We start from the raw sequence: 19433 nt of genomic DNA on the forward strand, positions 1-19433 counted from the left end.
TTGGGCGGTGAGGCGTTCGGGGCAGTCTGAAACGCGCCCGAACCGCCGCGCCCGAAAACCGGCACGCGGCTCACGGTCCGCAGCACTGCCCGCAGCCCGGAAACGCGTCAATCCGCCTGGCGTTTCTCTTCGAGCGCCAACCGGCAATCGCCAAGCACTTCCCTGACGAGGGTGGCCTGGTAATCGAGGTCGTCGGTATCGAGGATTTCTTCTACGGCGTCGCGTGCCCAGACGGCATCGACGAAACCGGCATGCTGCCGGGCGATATCTTGTGCGATGGCGGACAACCTGGCGACGGTCAGCCACTCGGCTTGCCGCTTGTGCCGATCGAGCCATTTATGCGCAGCCTGCACGTGAAAATCCGCAGACGGCCAGGACTCGTTCAGATAGTACGCGCCGAGATTTCCGCAGGTGAGCCAGCACAGCAGCTCAACACGGTCTCGCGGACTGAGGTGGTGGCGCACTTCATCCATAGCGACGCTCTCGAAGAATCATTGAGTTCGGTCTACCGCTCGCGGTAAACCACGTCTCCTACGGCAAAAAGATACCACGCCAATGCACAAAAAAAGCATCCCATTCGGGGAAATACCGTTCTCGTGAAACCCGCGCGTGCGCTCGCCCACACGCGCGCGCGACGCGACGGCCGGCTTAGCGTCGCGCGCCACTGCGACGCGGCATCGGACGGGGTGTCGAAGGCGGCAAGAATTCGGGCACGGTGGCGAGCAGTTGCTCGCGTATCCACGTATGCGCGGGCGTGCCCGCATGGCGCGTGTGCTGATAGATTTTCAGCGTGTAGCGCGGCATCGCGAACGGCATGGCGAACAGCGTGACCGGCGCGGCGTCCTGCAAGGTCAGCGCGGCGTGACGCGGCACCGTCATCAGTAGATCCGAATGCGCGATGATGAACGGCGCGACCAGCACCGTCGGTAATTGCACGGCCACTTCGCGCGCCACGCCGAGCCGTTCGAGCACGAGATCGACGGAGCCGCGCGCCTCGTTCCACGGCGTGACCACCACGTGCCGCGCGGCCAGATACTGCGCAAGGCTCAATTTGCGGCGGATCGACGGATGCTGCCGGCTCGCGATCACCACGTAATCGTCGGCGAACCAGTCGGCGCTTTCGACGCCGGGCGGCAACGGCAATTCGTCTTCCTCATAACCGAGCGAGAAATCGATCCGGCCCGACGCCAGTTCTTCCGCCGATTCCCGGCCGCGCGAATGCACGACCTTGAAGCGCAGTTTCGGCGCCGCCGTCTGCATCCGCGCGATAAACGCCGGCAGGATCGCGAACGCGGTGTAGTCGGTGGCGGCGAACACGAAGGTGCGGTCGCTATCGGCGGGATCGAAGCGGCGCGCGGGCGCGAGACCGGCGTGCAGCAAGCCGAGCGCCTCGCCGATCGGGCGCATCATCCGTTCGGCGGCAGCCGTGGGCCGCATTTCGTTGCCGATCCGCACGAACAGTTCGTCGGCGAGCGCGTCGCGCAACCGTGCCAGCGCATGACTGAGCGCCGACGCGCTGATTGCCAGCTCGTCGGCGGCCAGCGTCACCGAGCGATGACGGACCAGCGCATCGAACACCAGCAACAGGTTCAGATCCAGCCGGCGAAGGTCTTGATGCATGCTATTCATCTTGCGTTGAAGAAAATGCAGTATATGCAGCTTCGCTTTCGCCTACCATCGTCGTCCGGCTGTTGCCTCATCACAGGAACCGATTCACGCATATGACATTCGAGACACTCCATATCCGGCCCGCCGTCGCTGACGATGCGGCGCTCATCCTGCGTTTCATCACCGAACTCGCGGTCTACGAAAAGGCCGAGGATCAGGTCGCCGCAACCGTTGGCACGATCACCTCGTCGCTATTCGGCGCGCACTCGCCCGCGAAGGCGCTGATTTGCGAACTCGACGGCAAGCCGGTCGGTTTCGCCGTCTACTTTTTTTCGTATTCGACCTGGCTCGCGAAACCCGGCCTCTATCTCGAAGACCTGTACGTGTCACCGGATGCGCGCGGCGTCGGTGCAGGCAAACGTCTGTTGCAGCATCTGGCGGGCATCGCGGTGGAAACCGGTTGCGGGCGTTTCGAATGGAGCGTGCTCGACTGGAACGAACCGGCGATCGGCTTCTACCGGTCGATCGGCGCGCAACCGCAGGACGAGTGGATTCGATACCGGATGGAAGGCGACGCGATCCGCGCGTTCGCGACGTCGCCGGATGGGGCGGGTTGAGCAAGTTGCGCTGAGATGATCGCCAGCGGTATCGCGATGGGGCGCGCTGACGTCATCCGGTGACGACGCGGCAGACGCGCCGTCACCGGTCAGGGCGTTTGCGCTTCGATCGACTGCGCTGCTGCTGCCGACGCGGGGCGCCAGCGCACGGTCGCCAGCAGCGATGCGGCCACGATCAGCCCGCCGCCGAGCCACGCGCGCGTCGCGATCGACTCGCCCAGCCACACGCACGCGAACACTGCGCCAAACGCCGGTTCGCTGCCCATCAGCAAGGCCACGCGGGTCGGACTGCTGCGCTTGATCGCGTAGTTCTGCGCGAAGAATGCGAACAGCGTGCACGCAAGAATCAGATACACGACGCTGAACCAGAATCCGCTGTGCGCCGCGAACGACGGCACATGACGCCACTGATCCGGCGCCACCGTCAACGCCGCCACGACGCTGCCGATCGCCACCACGCCCGATTGCACGGCCGTCACCGTCAGCGGCGGCAACGCGGAAGTGCGCATCACGCGCCGCGTCAGACACACGTTCAGCGCGCGCAGCAATGCCGCCGCGAGAATCAGCAGATCGCCGGTGTTCAGCGTCAGCGACACATCGCCGGCAAGCAGCCACGCACCGACCAGCGACAACGACACCGCAGCCCATTCGATGCCGCCGGGCTTGCGCTTGAGCAGCGGCCATTCGAGCAGCGGCGTCAGCACCACGCACAGGCTGATCAGAAACGCGGCATTCGCGGCACGCGTCAGCAACACGCCGAAGGTCTCGCACAGAAAAATCGCGAACAGCACCCCGCCCGCACCGACGACGCCGCGCAGCGTGCGCGCGTCCGCGTGACGAAGCGCGCGCAGCGACGGCGACAGCAACGCGAACGTGATGCCGAAGCGCAGCGCAAGCAGGCCAAGCACCGGATAGAACACGAGGGCGCTTTTGACGACGCCGTAACTGGTTCCCCACACGACGGCGACCGCCAGCAGCATCAGATCGGACCACAGCGCGACGCGTTCGTGGCGACGCGCGGGCGACCGCGAAGCGGGGTGAAACGGATGCGACGGTTGGCTCATGACACGATGTCCGAAAGGAAAGCGATGGCGGGACATGCATTGTCAGTCGTTGCATACACGATGATAATCGGGTTAGCGCGCACAGCCTTTGTGTCGCAAATGCATTAATCCCGATGACCGGAGTGACGGTGAATCCAGCAGAACTGTTTGCGTTACTGCCCGATATGGCGGTGTTCGCGCGCGTCGTCGATGCGGGCAATTTCTCGGTGGCGGCACGGCAACTCGGCAGCACGCCGTCCACGGTCAGCCGCCAGATCAAGCGTCTCGAAGAAGCGCTCGCCACGCGCTTGCTGGAGCGCTCGACGCGCAAGGTGCGGGTGACGGAATCGGGCGCGCAGGTGGTGCGCTACTGCCGCGACATGGTGAGCGCGGCATCGGCGGCGGTGGATTCGGCGGGACAACTGGTCGGCCGGCCGCAGGGCAAAGTCCGTTTGAGCGCGCCGACCGCGTATGCGAAATCGGTGATTCATCCGCTGGTGCCGGATTTTTTGCGCACTTACGCCGAGGTCGATCTGCAATTGCAATTCAACGATCACGACGTCGATCCGCTCGACAGCGATGTCGATCTCGTGATCCGTCTAACCGCGCATCCACCGCAAGGTCTCGCGGGACGACGAATCAGTACGGTGCGATGGGTTCTGTGCGCGTCGCCGGCGTATTTGCTGGCACGCGGCACGCCCGACCATCCGCGCGATCTCGCGCAACACGATTGCCTGTACCTCGGCGAGACCGCCGACGACAACCGCTGGCGTTTCAGCCGCGCCGGCGAGACGCTGACGATCGACGTTCACGGCCGCTACATCGCGAATCACGCGGGCGCGCGACTCGAAGCGGCGCAACAGGGTTTAGGGATTGCGACCTTGCCCGAATTCGCAACCGGCGAAGCGCTCGCGAGCGGTGCGCTGGTACAGGTACTGGCCGACTGGACGCTCGATGCGCGCGCGTACGTCGGTTCCGTCTGGTTGCTGTACCCGCCGAACCGTTTCCTGCCGCCGAAAGTGCGCGTGTTGATCGATTATCTGGCGCAGCGGCTGGATCAGCACGGCGGCGCAAGCGCGGCAACGTGCGCGACGTGATGTCGTGAAACGACGCGTGACGTCACGTCTACCGACATCAGCCGGGCGGCGGCGGACGGTCGCAATCACCCGGTCCGGGCGGCGGAGGCGGTTGCGACGCGTCGCCGAATCGGGGCGGGCCGGGCGGGCGGCCACGTTGCGGACCGGAGGCGTTTTGAGGCGCGTTCGCTCCATTGGGTCCACCCGGTCCACCTGGCCCGCCCGGTCCACCGAATCCGCCGTTCGCGCCTGGCGGCCACGGCGGCGGCATGCCGCACGGCGGCCGACGGTTGATCTCGGCACCAGCGTCGCTTGTCGGTTTGGGCGTCACGCGTTGCACGGAGACGTCGGTGGCGCTTTGCAAGCGGTGATTCGCGATATCCGCGTAGACATGCGACATCAGCGAATCCGGTTCCAGCGTGAATTGCTGCGTGCCCGTCAACCGGCCGCGTTCGTAGACGTGCTGGACCGGCGATACGCACGGCAGCGAGCACGACACGATCACCTGACGTTGTCCGTTGGTCTCGCCGATCTGCACGCTCGGCAGCGCATCGACATCGCCGACGAAACGGACCAGTTCGAGCGAGCCGGTTTGCGGCTCACGATACACATAGGCCTGGCCCATCTGCCCGACGTAGTTCGCGGCCGGCTCCGGCGCCGACGTCGCAGCCGATGCCGGCGTGACGGCCTGCGTTGCGGTTTCCTGGTGACACGCCGTCAGCAGCAGGCTTGCGGGGAGCAGGATGATCGGCAGCAAGACGCGATGGATCGGGCTGCGGTGGCGGATTCGTGTGGACATTGCGGGATTTTTACATAGGTTTTTACGCGGCCGGTCACTCCGTGGGAACGGCGTAAGGCTTTTTGCGGCGAAGGACGGCGGCGTCGGTGCGGCGCGCGGGTTGTTGCGGGAAAGCCCGCGTCGCAACGTAGCCGGATCTACCGCGTGTCAACGGCCCAGATAAAACGCCGTTTTTCCGGTCGCACCGTTCGCCACGACCTCCGCCGGCGTACCGCACACCACCAGCTTGCCGCCCTGATCGCCCGCGCCGGGACCGATGTCCAGGATCCAGTCGCTCTGCGCCGCGACCCGCATGTCGTGCTCGACCACGACGACCGAATTCCCGGCGTCCACGAGCCCCTGAAGCTGCACCATCAGCCGGTCGACATCGGCCGGATGCAGGCCGGTGGTCGGCTCGTCGAGGATATAAAGCGTCTCGCCACGTTGGGCGCGCTGCAATTCGGTGGCGAGCTTGATGCGCTGCGCTTCGCCGCCGGATAGCTCGGTGGCCGGTTGCCCCAGCCGCAAGTATCCCAAACCAATATCGCGCAATACCGTCAACGCGCGCATCACCTGAGCCTCGTCGGTGAAAAATGCGCACGCGGCGTCGACGGTCATCGCCAGCACGTCGGCGATCGTGCGCTCGCGCCATCTGACTTCGAGGGTTTGCGGGTTGTATCGCGTGCCGTGACAGGTCGAACACGGCGCGTACACGCTCGGCAGGAACAGCAGTTCGACGCTGACGAAACCTTCGCCCTCGCAGGTCGGACATCGCCCTTGCGCGACATTGAACGAAAACCGTCCTGCGCCATAGCGGCGTTTGCGCGACATCGGCGTGTCGGCGAACAGCTTGCGCACGTGATCGAAGAGCCCCGTGTAAGTCGCGAGATTCGAGCGCGGCGTGCGGCCGATCGGCTTTTGATCGACGCGCACGAGTCTTCGTATCGACGCCATCCCGTCGACGATCTCGCCGCCCGTCGGCATTTCTGCCGACGCGAGAAGGGGATCGAGTTCGTCTTCTTCGACGGGATCGAGTGCACGGCCTAGTTGCGCCGACACCAGTTCCGGCAGCGCCTGGCTGACGAGACTCGATTTGCCCGAGCCGGAGACGCCCGTCACGGTCGTGAAGCAGCCCAGCGGAAACGCGACATCGAGGTCGCGCAAGTTGTTGCGCGTGATGTGCGCAAGCCGCAGCCAGCCGTTCGGCGCGCGCGGTTTTCGGGTGGCCGTCTTTCTGGGTGCTTCGAGTGCTTCGAGCGCTTCCGATGCGAACAGATACCGCCGCGTCTGCGACGCTTTCACCGTCTTCAAACCGTCGGGCGGTCCGCTATAGATCACATGACCGCCAGCTTCTCCAGCAGCGGGTCCGACATCGACCAGCCAGTCGGCGCGACGCATCATCTGCACGTCGTGTTCGACGACGAACAGCGAATTGCCCGCCGCCTTCAGTCGCTGCAACGCGCTGAACAGCGCTTCGCCATCGGCGGGATGCAAACCGGCCGACGGTTCGTCGAGCACGTAGACCACACCGAATAATTGCGACGACAGTTGCGTGGCGAGCCGCAAGCGTTGCAGTTCGCCGGACGACAAGGTCGGCGTACTGCGTTCGAGCGCGAGATAACCGAGCCCGAGATCGATCAGCGTGGTCAACCGTTCGAGCAGTTCGGCCGCAATCCGCTGCGCCGCGACGCGTTTCTCTTCGGACAGATTCGGCGTGCGCCGCACATCGGGCGATGCCGCATGCGCGGAGCCACCGGCCGCCACTCGCCGACGGGTCGCCGCACGAATCGCCGCGCGCGTCAGCACGTCGTCCGCCGCTGCTGCCGATGCAGACGCGGACGCCTCGTGCGCCGCGTGCCAGTCGCCGCGCGCGATCGGCGCAAGAATCGCGGCAAGCGCGGCGATCGGCAGTTGCAAAAACTCGCCGATATCGAGGCCGGCGAAGCTCACCGACAACGCTTCCGGCTTCAGACGCTTGCCATGACAGCTCGCGCATTCGCTGCCGACCATATATCGCGACACGCGCTTTTTCATCAGCGCGCTTTGCGTGTTCGCGAACGTGTGCAGCACATAGCGGCGCGCGCCGGTGAAGGTGCCCTGATAGCTGGGTTCGGCCTTGCGCTTTAGCGCCGCGCGCGTTTCCTTCGGCGTGAGTCCGGCGTAGACGGGCACGGTGGGCGTGTCGTCGGTGAACAGGATCCAGTCGCGATCTTTCTTCGGCAGATCGCGCCACGGCGTATCGACGTCGTAGCCGAGCGTGACCAGAATGTCGCGCAGATTCTGTCCATGCCATGCGGGCGGCCATGCCGCGATCGCGCGCTCGCGGATGGTCAGCGAGTCGTCGGGCACCATCGAACGCTCGGTGACTTCGTACACGCGGCCCAGCCCGTGACAGGCCGGACACGCGCCCTGAACCGTATTCGGCGAGAAGTCCTCGGCGAACAGCATCGGTTGTTTCGGTGGATAGTGGCCGGTGCGTGAATACAGCATCCGCACCAGACTCGACAAGGTCGTCACGCTGCCGACCGACGATCGCGCGTTCGGCGTGCCGCGTTGCTGTTGCAGTGCGACGGCGGGCGGCAATCCTTCGATCGCATCGACTTGCGGCACGCCGACCTGATCGATCAAGCGGCGCGCATACGGCGCGACGGATTCGAAATAGCGCCGCTGCGCTTCCGCGTACAAGGTGCCGAACGCGAGCGACGATTTGCCCGAACCGGAGACGCCGGTGAACACGACGAGCGCATCGCGCGGAATCGCGACATCGACGTTCTTCAGATTGTGTTCGCGCGCGCCGCGCACCCGCACGAAGCCGTCGTGCAACGGCGTCGTGGCGGGTGCATCGGCGGCGTCGCGGCTGGCGTTACGGGTGGCCATCCGGCTGGCCGGCTAGATGATCAGCCGCGAGATCTTCGAGCCTTCCAGCGACACGCCCGCCATCAGACCCGCGTTGGTCAACACGAAGGCTTCGACAGGACTGGTGGCGGTGGAGGTATCGACATTGCCGTTCGCGCCGATCTTCAGCACGGCAACGGTCGCATCGACGCCAGCGGCCCAGCCCTGGCTGCTGGTGAATTTCGACAGCGCTTCCTGCGTCATGAACAGCATGACGATCGCTTTCGATTGCGCGCCGATCTGCGGTCCGAACGATGCGGCGGCGATGCTGTAGTAGCCCGCCGTGCGGCCGCCGATTCGCAATGCGCCCTGGCCGTATTGACCGCCGACCCAGAAACCCGCCGAGATCACTTCAGGGAAAACCAGTGCGCCTTGCGCTTTGGCGAGCAGTTCGCGCGAGCCGTGCACGGATTCGGTCAGACGGGCGAGCGTGGCGTCCGCGCCGGCGTCGATGGTCTGACGTTTGCCGGCATTGGCCGACGGCGATGCGTCGGACGAAGGCGAGGTGGTCGTGCAGCCCGTGAGCGCCGACGTGCCGATGAGGGCGCCCGCGGCCAGCAGCGTGGTGCTGGAAAGAATGAATTGTCGGCGTTGCATCTGTTCCCCTTGTTGTGATGGTATCGGCGATATCGCCGTGACTTTGTCCGCTGTCGGGTCAGCACGATTGCGCGTGCTGTTGGGCAGACAGGTCAAGGGGGCAGAAGGTTCCTCGTTCGCGCCGGACTCAGGCGACGCGGAGTACGTTGAGCGCAGTGAGCGCGCGCATCATCGTGTAGGCGGCCCGGATCGCGGTTTCGAACGACGATTCCTTTGCCATCTGCCGACAGTCGACGAAGATCGTCCACGACACGCCTTCGCGTTCGCAGAGCACACGCCGCTCTTCCATCATGTGCGCATACCAGCGCCAGATACGCACCTGTTCGGCGTTTTTGATGTCCTCGACGGTGCCTGCAGCGGCCGGGCGCACCCGCGCGGATTCAAATGGAAGTGGACTAGTCATCGTCTGACCTCGGAAAAAGTAATGTATTGCGTGTTGCAGATGCTGGACATGTCTGTATTACGTCCAAAACCGTCGTTCCTTGAACGACCGCGCTTCGTGCGCGATTCGTCTGTAGCAGTTCGCGTGCCACCTCGCCTTTTTAAGCTGCGGCTTACCCGCAAACCGCACCGGCTCTCGCTCTCCGGAAAGCCGCGTACACCGCGCTTTTCGGGAATTGGAGGGCACCGTGTGGAGCCGTCCGGAAAAGAAGGGCATGATTGCGCGTAACTTCGTCATCGCCACTCACCGGATTTCCCATGAAAGCTAACTCCGACGAACTGGGCGTGTTCGTCACGGTGGTCGAGGCGGGCTCGCTGACGGCCGCGTCCCAGCAACTCGATCTGGCGCCGTCCGCGGTCAGCCGCACGGTGTCGAAGCTCGAGGAAAAGCTCGGCGTCACGCTGTTGAACCGCACCACGCGCCGGATGAACCTGACCGAAGAGGGCGCGTTTTTCTTCGCGCAGGCAAAGGACATCCTGCAACGGATGGACGCGCTCGAAGAACATCTGAGCGCGCGCCAGCACAGTCCGGTCGGCCGCTTGCGCATCAACGCGGCGACGCCGTTCATGCTGCACGCGGTCGTGCCGCACATCGACGCGTTTCGCGCGCTGTATCCGGACATCGAACTGCAACTCAACACCAACGAACTGAATATCGATCTGCTCGCCGAAAGCACGGATATCGCGATCCGGATCGGCGCGCTCAGCGATTCGACCTTGCACGCGCGATCGCTCGGCGCGAGTACGCTCAACGTGCTCGCGAGTCCCGACTACCTCGCGAAGCACGGCGCGCCCACTCACGTCGACGCGTTGACGTCGCACACCTTGCTCGGTTTCACCGAACCGGATTTCCTCAATACCTGGCCGCTTCGGCATCAAGGCGGTGACGCGTTGCAGATCGCGCCGGCGCTGCGCGCGTCGAGCGGCGAGACGATCCGGCAGCTGGCGCTCGCAGGGCAGGGGATCGCATGCCTCGCCGGCTTCATGACCGCACGCGATATCGAAAGCGGGCGGCTGGTGCCGGTTTTGCCGGACTACCTCGTTACGCAGCTTCAACCCATCCACGCGGTGTACTACCGCAACAGCACGCTCGCACTGCGGATTCGCTGCTTCCTCGACTTTATGCAGGAGCGCTTGACAGGTTACTGGGAGCCGCACGAAGAATCCTGAAATTATCTGAAAGTGGCCTGTTTTCAGGTACTTTCCGATGCGCTCGCCATCTCGCCGCTGTGCGGATCGAGTGGATCGCGCATACAGGTGGTTTGCCATGCGGTCGGACGCAACGTCTGATTGCCCGTCCTTCGATGCGGCGGCGGCACGTAGGTTTCTGCCGGATCGTCACGGTCCGCGCCGAATATCCGCGAGAAAACTTCGTAGACCACGGCATAAACCTGCTGCTGATCGACGAGTCGCGCGGCAACCGGCGACATGCTTCGCTCGTCCGTCAAACGCTGGAAAATTCGCGCAATGTCGGGCATCCCGGTTTGCAGTGAATGCGTCAACGTCGCGATGGGCGGCTCTTTCGCGGGCTCGGCCGGGTTATACAGCCCCGTCGTGCCAATCGCGAGCAGCGCCGCGCAAAGCGCCGCCAGGCCGACGCGCAGCAATGCGGGCAGATGACGTTGTTTCATGGTGGCGCTTCTTGAAAGTGGCGTTGCCGGGTGCGGCGCACGCGTGTTGATCGGGTGGTGCATGTGAGGTTTTATCGGCGCACGACGGCGAAACCTGGTGTTTCGCAAGAATCCGAAAGCAAGCGCGCGAAACCCCGTCCAGCGGGGCGCTGCGAAAAAAATCAAAAAAATTTCGACGATCGCGGAATAGATCGCGACCTCGTGTGTTTGCCCCTGCATGGAAGCGAGATTCAGCGTCACGAATAAACGGATCGCGTAACCAGTCATGCATATGTCGGCCGAATAAAATCATCGAACGACACTGGAATAGAACCCGATCAGCTGTGTTTGCCACGATACACACCCAGCGATCATCAACCCAACATAGTTAGGATCTCCAAATGAAAACCCGCCTCGTAGTTGCACTCGCTGTTATCGCGTCGACTTCGTTTGCTTTCGTCTCGAATGCGTCGGCGCAGGAAAAGACCCGCGCTGAAGTGCGGCAGGAACTGATCCAGGCCGAGAACAACGGCTCGCGTTTCGTTACGGATACGTCGTATCCGGCCGTCAATCCGATCTTCGCCCAGCAGGTTGCGCGGCTTCAGCAGCAGAACCAGAGCGGCGAAGGTCCGGCCATGTCGGGTTCGAGCGCAGCGGGAAAGCGGGTTGCGGATAGCGCGCCGCATGCGTCGAACGGCAACACCGAATGCGTCGGACCGGCCGGATTCTGCGTGCCGTTCTTCGGCAGCTGAGCAGGCATTTGAAGCATCACCGGATTCACTCCATCGTCATCGTCGAATTTAAAGGTAGACCCATCATGAAGAACATTTTCGTTTGTATCGCTCTTGCCGCAACCGCCCTGGCAACGCCCGCGATCAGCTTTGCGCAATCGTCCAGCGAACCGGTCACACGCGCTGAAGTGCGCGCCGACCTGGTCCGTGTCGAACAGGCCGGCTACAACGTCTCGCGCAGCGACGACGCCAACTATCCGGCCGATATCCAGGCCGCCGAAGCAAAGGTCGCAGCACAAGACGACGCAGTCGGCGGGATGCCGCAAAAGGGCACATCGGAATCGGGTGCTCCGGCCCATGTCACGAAGGACGCGGGCTGCGTCGGCCCGGTCAGCTACTGCACGCTTTACTTCGGCAGCTAGGCCACCGCATCGCATTGCATCAGCGCCTCACCCTCGATCAGCATTCTATAAAACGGAGTTTCAGATGAAAGTTTTGCCTCTCGTCGCAGCAGCCTTGTCGTTGTCCGCTTGCGCATTCGCCTCCACCGCAGCTCTCGCGCAAGACGCGCAACCGTCTACCGCCACGCACGGTCCCGTCAAGAACATCGTGCTGGTGCATGGCGCGTGGGTCGGCGGTGCGGGCTGGAAACCGGTCTACGAGATCCTGACGAAAGACGGGTATCACGTCAGCATCGTGCAGGAGCCGTTGACATCGCTCGAAGACGACGTGGCGGCGACCAATCGCGTGCTCGATCTTCAGACGGGACCGACGATCCTGGTCGGTCACAGCTACGGCGGATCGATCATCACCGAAGCGGGCGAAAACCCGAACGTGGTCGGACTCGTGTATGTCGCCGCGCATGCACCGGCCGTCGGCGAAAACGAAAGCGCACTGGGCAAGGGCATGCCGAGCGTGACGTCGAAGCAGACAGGCGCAATCGAGAAAACCGCCGACGGCTACACGTATCTGAATCCGGACGACTACTACAAGGACTTCGCCGCCGATCTTCCCGCGAAGCAGGCGCAATTCGAAGCGCACGAACAGATGCTGACGGCCGCCAAGGTATTCACCGCGCCGATCACCGCGGCCGCGTGGACGACCAAGCCGAGCTGGGGCATCGTCGCCGCCGACGACAAGATCATCAATCCCGATCTCGAACGCTGGTACTACGCCCGTGCGCACAGCCACACCACCGTGCTCCAGGGCGCGAGCCACTCGGTCTACGAATCGCGCCCGAAAGACGTCGCCGCCGTGATCGAAGCCGCCGCGAAACAGGCGCAAGGTTGAAACCGGGACAGCGCTCGCTGCGCCGCGCCGGTGCAGCGAGCGTCAACTCGCGTACGTTAGTCTCGAACTTGATCGATAAGATTTTCTTATCTAAAACGTGCCTTTCCATTGATTGATTCGACCCCTCGAAAAGCGTCAAATGCTGCCAATGCTTAACGATCGAGGGATGCGAACACCATGAACAAGCGAACCGAAGCCCAACATTTAATCCGTGCAGCCGGGCAGGGCGAAGTGTGCGACCTGCGCTCCGCGCTGGACCGTTTGGCGAACTATCCGGGCCAGTTGCTCGAAACATCGCACGAAGTCGATCCGAACGCGGAACTGGCGGGCGTGTACAAGCGGATCGGCGCGGGCGGCACGGTCGAACGTCCGACGCGTCTCGGCCCAGCCATGATGTTCAACACGCTGAAGGGTTATCCGGACAGTCGCGTGCTGGTCGGTTTGATGGCGAGCCGCAAGCGTGTCGGTTTGCTGCTCGAAGCGGAACCGTCGCGTTTGACGCAGCGGATGGCCGATGCCGTCAGGAACGCGATTGCGCCAGTGACGATCAGCGGCGACGTGCCGTGCCAGGAAGTCGTGCATCTCGCGAGCGATCCCGGTTTCGATCTGCGCACGCTGATTCCCGCGCCGACCAATACCGAGGGCGACGCAGGTCCGTTTCTATGTCTTGGCCTCGTACTTGGTACCGATCCGGACGAAGGCCACTCGGACGTGACGATTCATCGTTTGTGCGTGCAAGGCCGTGACGAACTGTCGATCTTCTTCGCGCCGGGTCGTCATATCGATGCGTTTCGCCAGAAGGCCGAAGCGCGCGGCGAAGCGTTGCCGGTATCGATCAACATGGGCCTCGATCCGGCAATCCATATTGGCGCCTGTTTCGAAGCGCCGACCACGCCGTTCGGTTTCGACGAGCTGTCGATCGCGGGAGGCTTGCGCGGCAAGCCGGTCGAACTGGTGGATTGCGTGAGCGTCGCGCAGAAGTCGATTGCGCGCGCTGAGATCGTGATCGAAGGCGAAATCCTGCCGAACGTGCGCGTCGTTGAAGATCAGAATACGAACACCGGTCACGCGATGCCGGAGTTTCCCGGCTATAACGGCCCGGCGAATCCGTCGCTGCCGGTAATCAAGGTCAAGGCCGTCACGATGCGTCGCGGCGCGATCATGCAAACGCTGGTCGGTCCGGGCGAAGAACACACGAACCTCGCCGGCATTCCGACCGAAGCGAGCATCTACAACGCGCTGCAGGACGCGATGCCAGGCTTCGCGACGCAGGTCTATGCGCACACCGCAGGCGGCGGCAAGCTGCTCGCCGTGATCCAGGTGAACAAGAAAAACGCCTTCGACGACGGCCGTGCGCGTCAGGCCGCGATCATCGCGCTCGGCGTGTATTCGGAATTGAAGCATGTGGTGCTGGTCGATGGCGACGTCGATCCGTTCGACAGCGACGACGTGTTGTGGGCGATGACCACGCGCTTTCAAGGCGATGTGTCGACGATGTTTCTACCGAAGATCAACGGACACGTGCTCGATCCGTCGCAAACGCCGGACTTCAATCCGGCGTTGCCGGCGAAGGGCGTCACGTGCAAGACCGTGTTCGATTGCACCGCGCCGTTCCACATGCGCGCCGAATTCGAACGGGCGAAGTTCCGCGACGTCGATCCGCGTCCGTATGCGCCCGGCATGTTCGACGACAGCGAGTTCGACACGCCGGTCGCAGCCACACGCAGCGAGGCCGATCATGACTAAGCGCGCATTGAATGGCCGTCGTCGTTTGATCGTCGGCGTGACGGGCGCGACCGGCATCATCTACGCAGAGCGCACGTTGCGTCTGCTGCGCGAGATGGAAGTGGAAACGCATCTGGTGATGTCGAAGGCCGCGGAACTGACGCGCGAGTACGAATCGGATTTATCGCGCGATGCTATGCATGGTCTTGCCGATTACGTGCATCCGATCGGCGACGTGGGCGCGTGCATTTCATCGGGATCGTTTCGCACGCTGGGCATGCTGGTCGTGCCGTGCTCGATGCGCACGGTCGGCGAGATTGCATCGGGCGTCACCAGCACCTTGCTGACCCGTGCTGCCGACGTCGTGCTCAAGGAGCGTTTGCCGCTGGTGTTGATGGCGCGCGAAACGCCGCTGAACCTGATCCATCTGCGCAATATGACTACCGTGACGGAAGCCGGCGCGATCGTGTTTCCGCCCGTGCCCGCGTTCTACGCAAGGCCGAAAACGCTCGAAGAGATGGTCGATCATTCGGTGAGCCGCGCGCTCGATCAGTTCGGTTTGGATACGGAACGGATCGAAGCGTGGCGCAGCACGGATTGCGAGTGACCGGGCGCATGCCGCGCAAACCTGTACTATGATTTTCCGCAGTCGCGGCCGCGATGGAGACAACGCATTGACGCCGCGTGTGCTGACACATCATAAGAAGGATGAGGCATTCGCATGATGAACCCGTTTCGTTTTCAGACCGTCCCGACACTGGTTGTCGAATATGGCGTGGCACGGCGGCTCGGCCGTCTGCTGCGCGAGCAGTATCCGACACTGACACGACTGTGCGTCGTCACCGATGGTTTCCTGCATCGCAGCGGCCTGCTGAATCCCGCGCTCGCCGATCTCGCCGAAAACGGCTGGCAAGCCACCGTCATCGACGATGTGATCGCCGACCCGCCCGAGCAAGTGGTTCTCGACGCGACACGTCGCGCCAAAGAAGTCGACGCGCAGATCGTGCTGGGTCTGGGCGGCGGATCGTCGATGGACGTTGCGAAACTGCTCGCCGTTCTCATCGCGCAGGACGAACAGCCGTTGACGGCGATGTACGGCGTCAACCAGGTGAAAGTAGGGCGTCTGCCGCTGGTGCAGATGCCGACCACGGCAGGCACGGGTTCGGAAGTCACCGCCGTGTCGATCGTCACGGTGAGCGAAGCGAAAAAGATGGGCGTGGTCGCGCCGCAACTGGTCGCGGATCTGGCGATTCTCGACGCGGAGCTCACGCTCGGTCTGCCGAAGGCCGCGACCGCCGCAACCGGCATCGACGCGATGGTTCATGCGATCGAGGCATACACATCGGCGCGGTTGAAAAATCCGGTCTCCGACATGCTGGCCGTCAAGGCGCTCGAGTTGTTGTCGCGCAACCTGTTGACGGCGTGCGAAAACGGTCAGGATCGGGCCGCGCGCGAAGCGATGCTGCTCGGCGCGACGTTCGCGGGTCAGGCATTCGCCAATTCGCCGGTGGCCGCCGTGCATGCGCTGGCTTATCCGATCGGCGGGATTTATCACGTGCCGCATGGCTTGTCGAACGCGCTCGTGTTGCCGCATGTGTTGCGCTTCAATGCGCAGGCGGTGGCGAATCTGTATGCGGAGCTCGCGGATGTGATCGTGCCGTCGGCGACGGGCAGCGTAGAAAGCCGCACGCAAGCGCTGATCGCGCAGGTGGAAGCGTTGATCGCCGCAACGGGTATTCCAGCGACGCTGCGCGAGGTTGGTATCGAGCGTGACGGTTTGGCGCGGATGGCTTGCGACGCGATGTTGCAGACGCGGCTGCTGGTGAACAATCCGTGTCCGGTGACCGAAGCGGACGCGTTGGCGATTTACACGGCGGCGTTTTGAATGTGGCGTGTCGATTGATGCTGAAGGCGGCTGACGGGTTTGAGGTCGGCTGCCTTTGGTCTGAATCGGTTGTCGCGTGGGGTGTGAGGCGGGTTTGGATGGGTTTTTCTCGCGTGTTTTTCGTAGTTAACATAAGATAAATTAGCGCATTTTTATCTTGTTGTGGATAAGGTGCGATGTGCGGCCCAATCGCGTCGAGCCTGGCCCGACTGTCGCGTTTCCGCCTCGGTTCACCGCCCGCTACGTCGCCGAGCGCACACATCGGCGCACAAACGTCCGTGTTGTCGCACAAAAGCGAATCTATGGCGAAATCTGCGCGGCCGTCGCCATGATGATATGTGCAGCACCGGCAACCACAACAACTGCGAGCGATCCATCTACATGCGTGTTCTTTTCGTCGTCGGCAACCTTGGGGACTATCACGTACCGCGATACGAGGCGCTGGCACGCCTTGCGGCCAGTCGCGGCCACGAGGTGTCGCTGATCGAAATCTATGGCAAATCCGGCGTCTACGCGTTTCCGCAGGAACGCCGGGCGGCGTTCTTCGGCGCGCGTCCGAGAATGTCGACGACCTTGCTTGACGACGCCGCCGAAGGCGACGGCCACACCGTGCATATCTGCCTGCGCCTGATCGAGGCAGTGCGCGAATTCGATCCGCAAGTGGTCGTCACGCTGGGCTACAACACCAACTATTCGGTGATTCTGTGCGCGATGCGGCTGCTTACTCGGCGCTTTTTCCTGATGTACATGTCGGATTCGAAAGCCGACGACGGCAAGCGCTACACGCTGAAAGAACGCCTCAAACGGCTGCTGGTCGCGCGTTTCGACGCCGCGCTGGTAGCGGGTGAAAAGCATCGGCAGTATGCGAAATCGCTCGGGATTCCGCTGTCGCGTTCGCGGATCGGTTTCGACGTGATCGATGTCGATTATTTCGCGCAGAAAGCCCTTCACGCGCGCGCCGAAGCCGCCGACGTCCGCGCGCGTTTCGGGCTGCCGCAGCGCTATATGCTGTGCGTCAGCCGCTTCGTGCCGCGCAAGAATATCCATCTGCTGATCGACGCCTATGCGCGCTCGGGCGTGCGGAATTCGGGTGTGTCGCTGGTGCTGGTCGGGCAAGGTCCGTCCGAAGCGCAGCTTCGCGAACAGATCGAAAAACTCGGCCTCGAATCCAGCATCGTGATCCTGCAGTCGATCCCGAACCAGCACATGCCCAACCTCTATGCGCTCGCCGAATTCCTCGTGCTCGCGAGCGATTTCGATCAATGGGGTCTGTGCGTCAGCGAAGCCTACGCGGCCGGTCGGCCGGCGATCGTCACCCGCACCTGCGGCGTCGCGAACGAGGTCGTGCTCGACGGCGTTAACGGCTATATCGTCGAACCCGGCGACGTCCCTGCTCTCGCCGAACGCATCCAGCGCCTCGCCATCGACCGCGACACCCGCGAACGTTTCGCCGCCAATGCCGCAGCGACCAGCGCTCGCTGGACGCCCACCGTATTCGCGACGAACACGCTCGACCTGGCCGAAACGATGGTCGCATCGGCCGACCCGGTGGCGCAGACGCGCGTAAAAATGCGCTGAAAAACGCGGGTTTTTTGACGATCCGCGTTCGACGCGCGGTCCGGCCGGTTCCGGACTGCATCCGGAACCGGCCGGACCGCTACAGATGCGGCGCGAACACGATGCCCGATTTCGGCGCAACGCGCCGCTTCAGGATCCGCGCGACCGAGTACGTCGTACTCAGGCGTTCTACTCCGAGCCGCTGTGTCAGCGTGCCGCCGAATCCCTTCAGGAAATTGAATGTCGACGGGCTCGAAAAGCCGTCGAAATCGAACGTCAGCTTGCGTTCCAGCGACCGCTGGATCGCGGTCCACAACAGCAGGCTGATCGATCCGCCGTGCGCGTCGTGCGCGCGCGTGGACAGCAGATAGTGCATCGCGTGCTGATCCCACACCACGCCGATTGCGGCGACCAGACGCCCGTTCGGACCATAGGCGCCAAGCAGATGCCCTGCTTCCCGCTCGACGAACGCGTTCACCAGCTGCCGCATCAGCACCGTGCCGTATGCGTTGGTCCGCGAGCGCGTTGCGAGATTGGACTCGTAAAACGCGAGGAATTCGGCGGGCGTGGCGATCGGCGCGATCATCAACTGCTTGTCCGCGCCACGGATCACGTTGCGGGTTTTGCTGTCGAGTTTCGCCCACGCGTCGGCAACCGAGCAATGTCCGGGAATGCGGAACGTGTAGCGCGCCGACACCGTAAAACCGTTCAGCGCAAACGCCAGCGCATCTTCGACGCGCGGATCGAACACCTGAAAAAAGCTGTCGCAGTGAGGTAACTGTTCGATCAGTTGCGCGGTCAGATCGCGCCGATGATGCGCTTCGCGCGCGTCGCCGAAGCCGGTCGATCTGATGACGGGACCGAGCGTGCGCGTGAGCGGCGGCAATTGCGAAATGCGCCAGAGCCCCATCCGCGCGACGTAATACGGCATTTCGGCGATCACGGTCTGGTTTCGTCGCACCGTCGCAAGCCGCCATTCGCCGGCCGTCGCGATATCGAGCCACCAGTGTTCGTGGAAGATCGAGTGCGCGGCATCCACCGCGCCCTTCTCTATCGTTGTCAACCCCGTGGACAGCACTTCAGGACGATCCTTTGCGCGCATTTCGGGCGGCAAGGCACGTTCTTGTACGGACGGCATTACGACTCCCCTTTCTAGCTATTCCAGCCTGCTGGTGCGTTGTCGCGACGACGCACGGTTTTCACCGCTTGCGTTGCCGGATCGATCACAAACACGACGAAAAAACGCACCGAGGTCTCCGCGGATTTCAATGTCCTGACGGCTTTATCCGACTGATAAGGCGGCTGTAATGCCCTGCCCGTTCGTCGTTTTTGTCGCCGCGTCAGAGGAGTCTATTCGCAGCGAGGTAGGTTTCCCCCGCCAAAATCGAGCAGGAAATGACGCGGAATTGCGCAACGAGGTCGCTTTTCGCTTAGCACTATGCGAAGGCGGCAATTTGCGAATTTTCAAGCACGGAAAACGCTGTTTTGCGCCATTTTCGAGGCTGCGGCACCCTCGCCCGTTTTTTAAAACGCTGATTGCGCGTGGACGCGGTGGCGGCCGAATTACGCCATAGAATTCC

General features: G+C 63.1%; 19 protein-coding genes. 10 read left to right on the forward strand and 9 right to left on the reverse strand.

Annotated features, from left to right (window positions below):
- Nucleotides 1-107 precede the first annotated feature (107 nt).
- Complete coding sequence (locus PW947_RS27985) at nt 108-473, reverse strand: hypothetical protein (protein WP_299635610.1); 366 nt, start codon at nt 471-473, stop codon at nt 108-110.
- Nucleotides 474-648: 175 nt separating this feature from the next.
- Nucleotides 649-1620, reverse strand: a complete 972-nt coding sequence (locus tag PW947_RS27990) for a LysR family transcriptional regulator (RefSeq protein WP_299635611.1) — start codon at nt 1618-1620, stop codon at nt 649-651.
- A gap of 101 nt (nt 1621-1721) precedes the next feature.
- On the opposite strand from PW947_RS27990, the gene PW947_RS27995 reads away from it, so the two are divergent.
- Nucleotides 1722-2225, forward strand: coding sequence for a GNAT family N-acetyltransferase (locus tag PW947_RS27995; protein ID WP_299635612.1), 504 nt, complete (start codon nt 1722-1724; stop codon nt 2223-2225).
- Between the two features lie 89 nt (nt 2226-2314).
- Here the strand turns inward: PW947_RS27995 and PW947_RS28000 are convergent, their stop codons facing one another.
- Nucleotides 2315-3289: a DMT family transporter gene (locus tag PW947_RS28000; RefSeq protein WP_299635613.1), complete on the reverse strand. Its 975-nt coding sequence runs from the start codon at nt 3287-3289 to the stop codon at nt 2315-2317.
- 128 nt (nt 3290-3417) lie between these two features.
- Between PW947_RS28000 and PW947_RS28005 the strand changes: the two genes are divergently transcribed.
- Entirely contained in the window at nt 3418-4365 is a 948-nt protein-coding gene (locus PW947_RS28005) for a LysR family transcriptional regulator (protein WP_299635614.1), read from the forward strand.
- Nucleotides 4366-4402: 37 nt separating this feature from the next.
- On the opposite strand, the gene PW947_RS28010 is transcribed toward PW947_RS28005, so the two are convergent.
- From PW947_RS28010 to PW947_RS28025, 4 genes are all read right to left on the reverse strand, one after another.
- Nucleotides 4403-5143, reverse strand: a complete 741-nt coding sequence (locus tag PW947_RS28010) for a hypothetical protein (RefSeq protein ID WP_299635615.1) — start codon at nt 5141-5143, stop codon at nt 4403-4405.
- A gap of 147 nt (nt 5144-5290) precedes the next feature.
- Nucleotides 5291-7999 (reverse strand): excinuclease ABC subunit UvrA, encoded by a 2709-nt coding sequence (locus PW947_RS28015; protein WP_299635616.1) that lies wholly within the window; start codon nt 7997-7999, stop codon nt 5291-5293.
- Nucleotides 8000-8011: 12 nt separating this feature from the next.
- The gene (locus PW947_RS28020) at nt 8012-8614 is read right to left on the reverse strand and encodes a YSC84-related protein (RefSeq protein WP_299635617.1); all 603 of its coding nucleotides are present in this window, start codon (nt 8612-8614) and stop codon (nt 8012-8014) included.
- 127 nt (nt 8615-8741) lie between these two features.
- Nucleotides 8742-9017 carry a hypothetical protein gene (locus PW947_RS28025; protein ID WP_299635618.1) on the reverse strand — a complete coding sequence of 92 codons (276 nt, stop codon included), beginning with the start codon at nt 9015-9017 and terminating at the stop codon, nt 8742-8744.
- Between the two features lie 296 nt (nt 9018-9313).
- Here PW947_RS28025 and PW947_RS28030 point away from each other — a divergent pair, with 296 nt between their 5' ends.
- The gene (locus PW947_RS28030) at nt 9314-10225 is read left to right on the forward strand and encodes a LysR family transcriptional regulator (RefSeq protein WP_299635619.1); all 912 of its coding nucleotides are present in this window, start codon (nt 9314-9316) and stop codon (nt 10223-10225) included.
- Nucleotides 10226-10248: 23 nt separating this feature from the next.
- On the opposite strand, the gene PW947_RS28035 is transcribed toward PW947_RS28030, so the two are convergent.
- Nucleotides 10249-10686 carry a hypothetical protein gene (locus PW947_RS28035; RefSeq protein WP_299635620.1) on the reverse strand — a complete coding sequence of 146 codons (438 nt, stop codon included), beginning with the start codon at nt 10684-10686 and terminating at the stop codon, nt 10249-10251.
- Nucleotides 10687-11066: 380 nt separating this feature from the next.
- Between PW947_RS28035 and PW947_RS28040 the strand changes: the two genes are divergently transcribed.
- The 7 genes from PW947_RS28040 to PW947_RS28070 all read left to right on the forward strand — a co-directional run bounded on the left by PW947_RS28040 (nt 11067) and on the right by PW947_RS28070 (nt 17874).
- A complete protein-coding gene (locus PW947_RS28040; RefSeq protein ID WP_299635621.1) occupies nt 11067-11417 on the forward strand; it encodes a DUF4148 domain-containing protein in 351 nt (116 codons plus the stop codon).
- A 65-nt stretch (nt 11418-11482) separates the two neighbouring features.
- Nucleotides 11483-11818, forward strand: a complete 336-nt coding sequence (locus PW947_RS28045; RefSeq protein ID WP_299635622.1) for a DUF4148 domain-containing protein — start codon at nt 11483-11485, stop codon at nt 11816-11818.
- 64 nt (nt 11819-11882) lie between these two features.
- Complete coding sequence (locus tag PW947_RS28050) at nt 11883-12686, forward strand: alpha/beta hydrolase (RefSeq protein WP_299635623.1); 804 nt, start codon at nt 11883-11885, stop codon at nt 12684-12686.
- 177 nt (nt 12687-12863) lie between these two features.
- Entirely contained in the window at nt 12864-14432 is a 1569-nt protein-coding gene (locus PW947_RS28055) for a UbiD family decarboxylase (RefSeq protein ID WP_299635624.1), read from the forward strand.
- Nucleotides 14425-15018 (forward strand): UbiX family flavin prenyltransferase, encoded by a 594-nt coding sequence (locus tag PW947_RS28060; protein ID WP_299635625.1) that lies wholly within the window; start codon nt 14425-14427, stop codon nt 15016-15018. Before PW947_RS28055 ends, PW947_RS28060 begins: the two co-directional genes overlap by 8 nt.
- A 117-nt stretch (nt 15019-15135) precedes the next feature.
- The gene (locus PW947_RS28065) at nt 15136-16296 is read left to right on the forward strand and encodes an iron-containing alcohol dehydrogenase (protein ID WP_299636057.1); all 1161 of its coding nucleotides are present in this window, start codon (nt 15136-15138) and stop codon (nt 16294-16296) included.
- Between the two features lie 381 nt (nt 16297-16677).
- Nucleotides 16678-17874 (forward strand): glycosyltransferase family 4 protein, encoded by a 1197-nt coding sequence (locus PW947_RS28070; RefSeq protein ID WP_299635626.1) that lies wholly within the window; start codon nt 16678-16680, stop codon nt 17872-17874.
- Between the two features lie 79 nt (nt 17875-17953).
- Here the strand turns inward: PW947_RS28070 and PW947_RS28075 are convergent, their stop codons facing one another.
- Entirely contained in the window at nt 17954-18991 is a 1038-nt protein-coding gene (locus tag PW947_RS28075) for a GNAT family N-acetyltransferase (protein ID WP_299635627.1), read from the reverse strand.
- Between the last annotated feature and the right edge of the window lie 442 nt (nt 18992-19433).

Source organism: Paraburkholderia sp., from assembly GCF_028283785.1.
Taxonomy (GTDB): domain Bacteria; phylum Pseudomonadota; class Gammaproteobacteria; order Burkholderiales; family Burkholderiaceae; genus Paraburkholderia.

What these genes read in the sequence shown, in the direction of transcription:
- PW947_RS27985 (WP_299635610.1), bottom strand. Translation starts at nt 473, where the DNA reads ATGGATGAAGTGCGCCACCACCTCAGTCCGCGAGACCGTGTTGAGCTG.
- PW947_RS27990 (WP_299635611.1), bottom strand. Translation starts at nt 1,620, where the DNA reads ATGCATCAAGACCTTCGCCGGCTGGATCTGAACCTGTTGCTGGTGTTC.
- PW947_RS27995 (WP_299635612.1), top strand. Translation starts at nt 1,722, where the DNA reads ATGACATTCGAGACACTCCATATCCGGCCCGCCGTCGCTGACGATGCG.
- PW947_RS28000 (WP_299635613.1), bottom strand. Translation starts at nt 3,289, where the DNA reads ATGAGCCAACCGTCGCATCCGTTTCACCCCGCTTCGCGGTCGCCCGCG.
- PW947_RS28010 (WP_299635615.1), bottom strand. Translation starts at nt 5,143, where the DNA reads ATGTCCACACGAATCCGCCACCGCAGCCCGATCCATCGCGTCTTGCTG.
- PW947_RS28015 (WP_299635616.1), bottom strand. Translation starts at nt 7,999, where the DNA reads ATGGCCACCCGTAACGCCAGCCGCGACGCCGCCGATGCACCCGCCACG.
- PW947_RS28020 (WP_299635617.1), bottom strand. Translation starts at nt 8,614, where the DNA reads ATGCAACGCCGACAATTCATTCTTTCCAGCACCACGCTGCTGGCCGCG.
- PW947_RS28025 (WP_299635618.1), bottom strand. Translation starts at nt 9,017, where the DNA reads ATGACTAGTCCACTTCCATTTGAATCCGCGCGGGTGCGCCCGGCCGCT.
- PW947_RS28030 (WP_299635619.1), top strand. Translation starts at nt 9,314, where the DNA reads ATGAAAGCTAACTCCGACGAACTGGGCGTGTTCGTCACGGTGGTCGAG.
- PW947_RS28035 (WP_299635620.1), bottom strand. Translation starts at nt 10,686, where the DNA reads ATGAAACAACGTCATCTGCCCGCATTGCTGCGCGTCGGCCTGGCGGCG.
- PW947_RS28040 (WP_299635621.1), top strand. Translation starts at nt 11,067, where the DNA reads ATGAAAACCCGCCTCGTAGTTGCACTCGCTGTTATCGCGTCGACTTCG.
- PW947_RS28045 (WP_299635622.1), top strand. Translation starts at nt 11,483, where the DNA reads ATGAAGAACATTTTCGTTTGTATCGCTCTTGCCGCAACCGCCCTGGCA.
- PW947_RS28050 (WP_299635623.1), top strand. Translation starts at nt 11,883, where the DNA reads ATGAAAGTTTTGCCTCTCGTCGCAGCAGCCTTGTCGTTGTCCGCTTGC.
- PW947_RS28055 (WP_299635624.1), top strand. Translation starts at nt 12,864, where the DNA reads ATGAACAAGCGAACCGAAGCCCAACATTTAATCCGTGCAGCCGGGCAG.
- PW947_RS28060 (WP_299635625.1), top strand. Translation starts at nt 14,425, where the DNA reads ATGACTAAGCGCGCATTGAATGGCCGTCGTCGTTTGATCGTCGGCGTG.
- PW947_RS28065 (WP_299636057.1), top strand. Translation starts at nt 15,136, where the DNA reads ATGAACCCGTTTCGTTTTCAGACCGTCCCGACACTGGTTGTCGAATAT.
- PW947_RS28070 (WP_299635626.1), top strand. Translation starts at nt 16,678, where the DNA reads ATGCGTGTTCTTTTCGTCGTCGGCAACCTTGGGGACTATCACGTACCG.
- PW947_RS28075 (WP_299635627.1), bottom strand. Translation starts at nt 18,991, where the DNA reads ATGCCGTCCGTACAAGAACGTGCCTTGCCGCCCGAAATGCGCGCAAAG.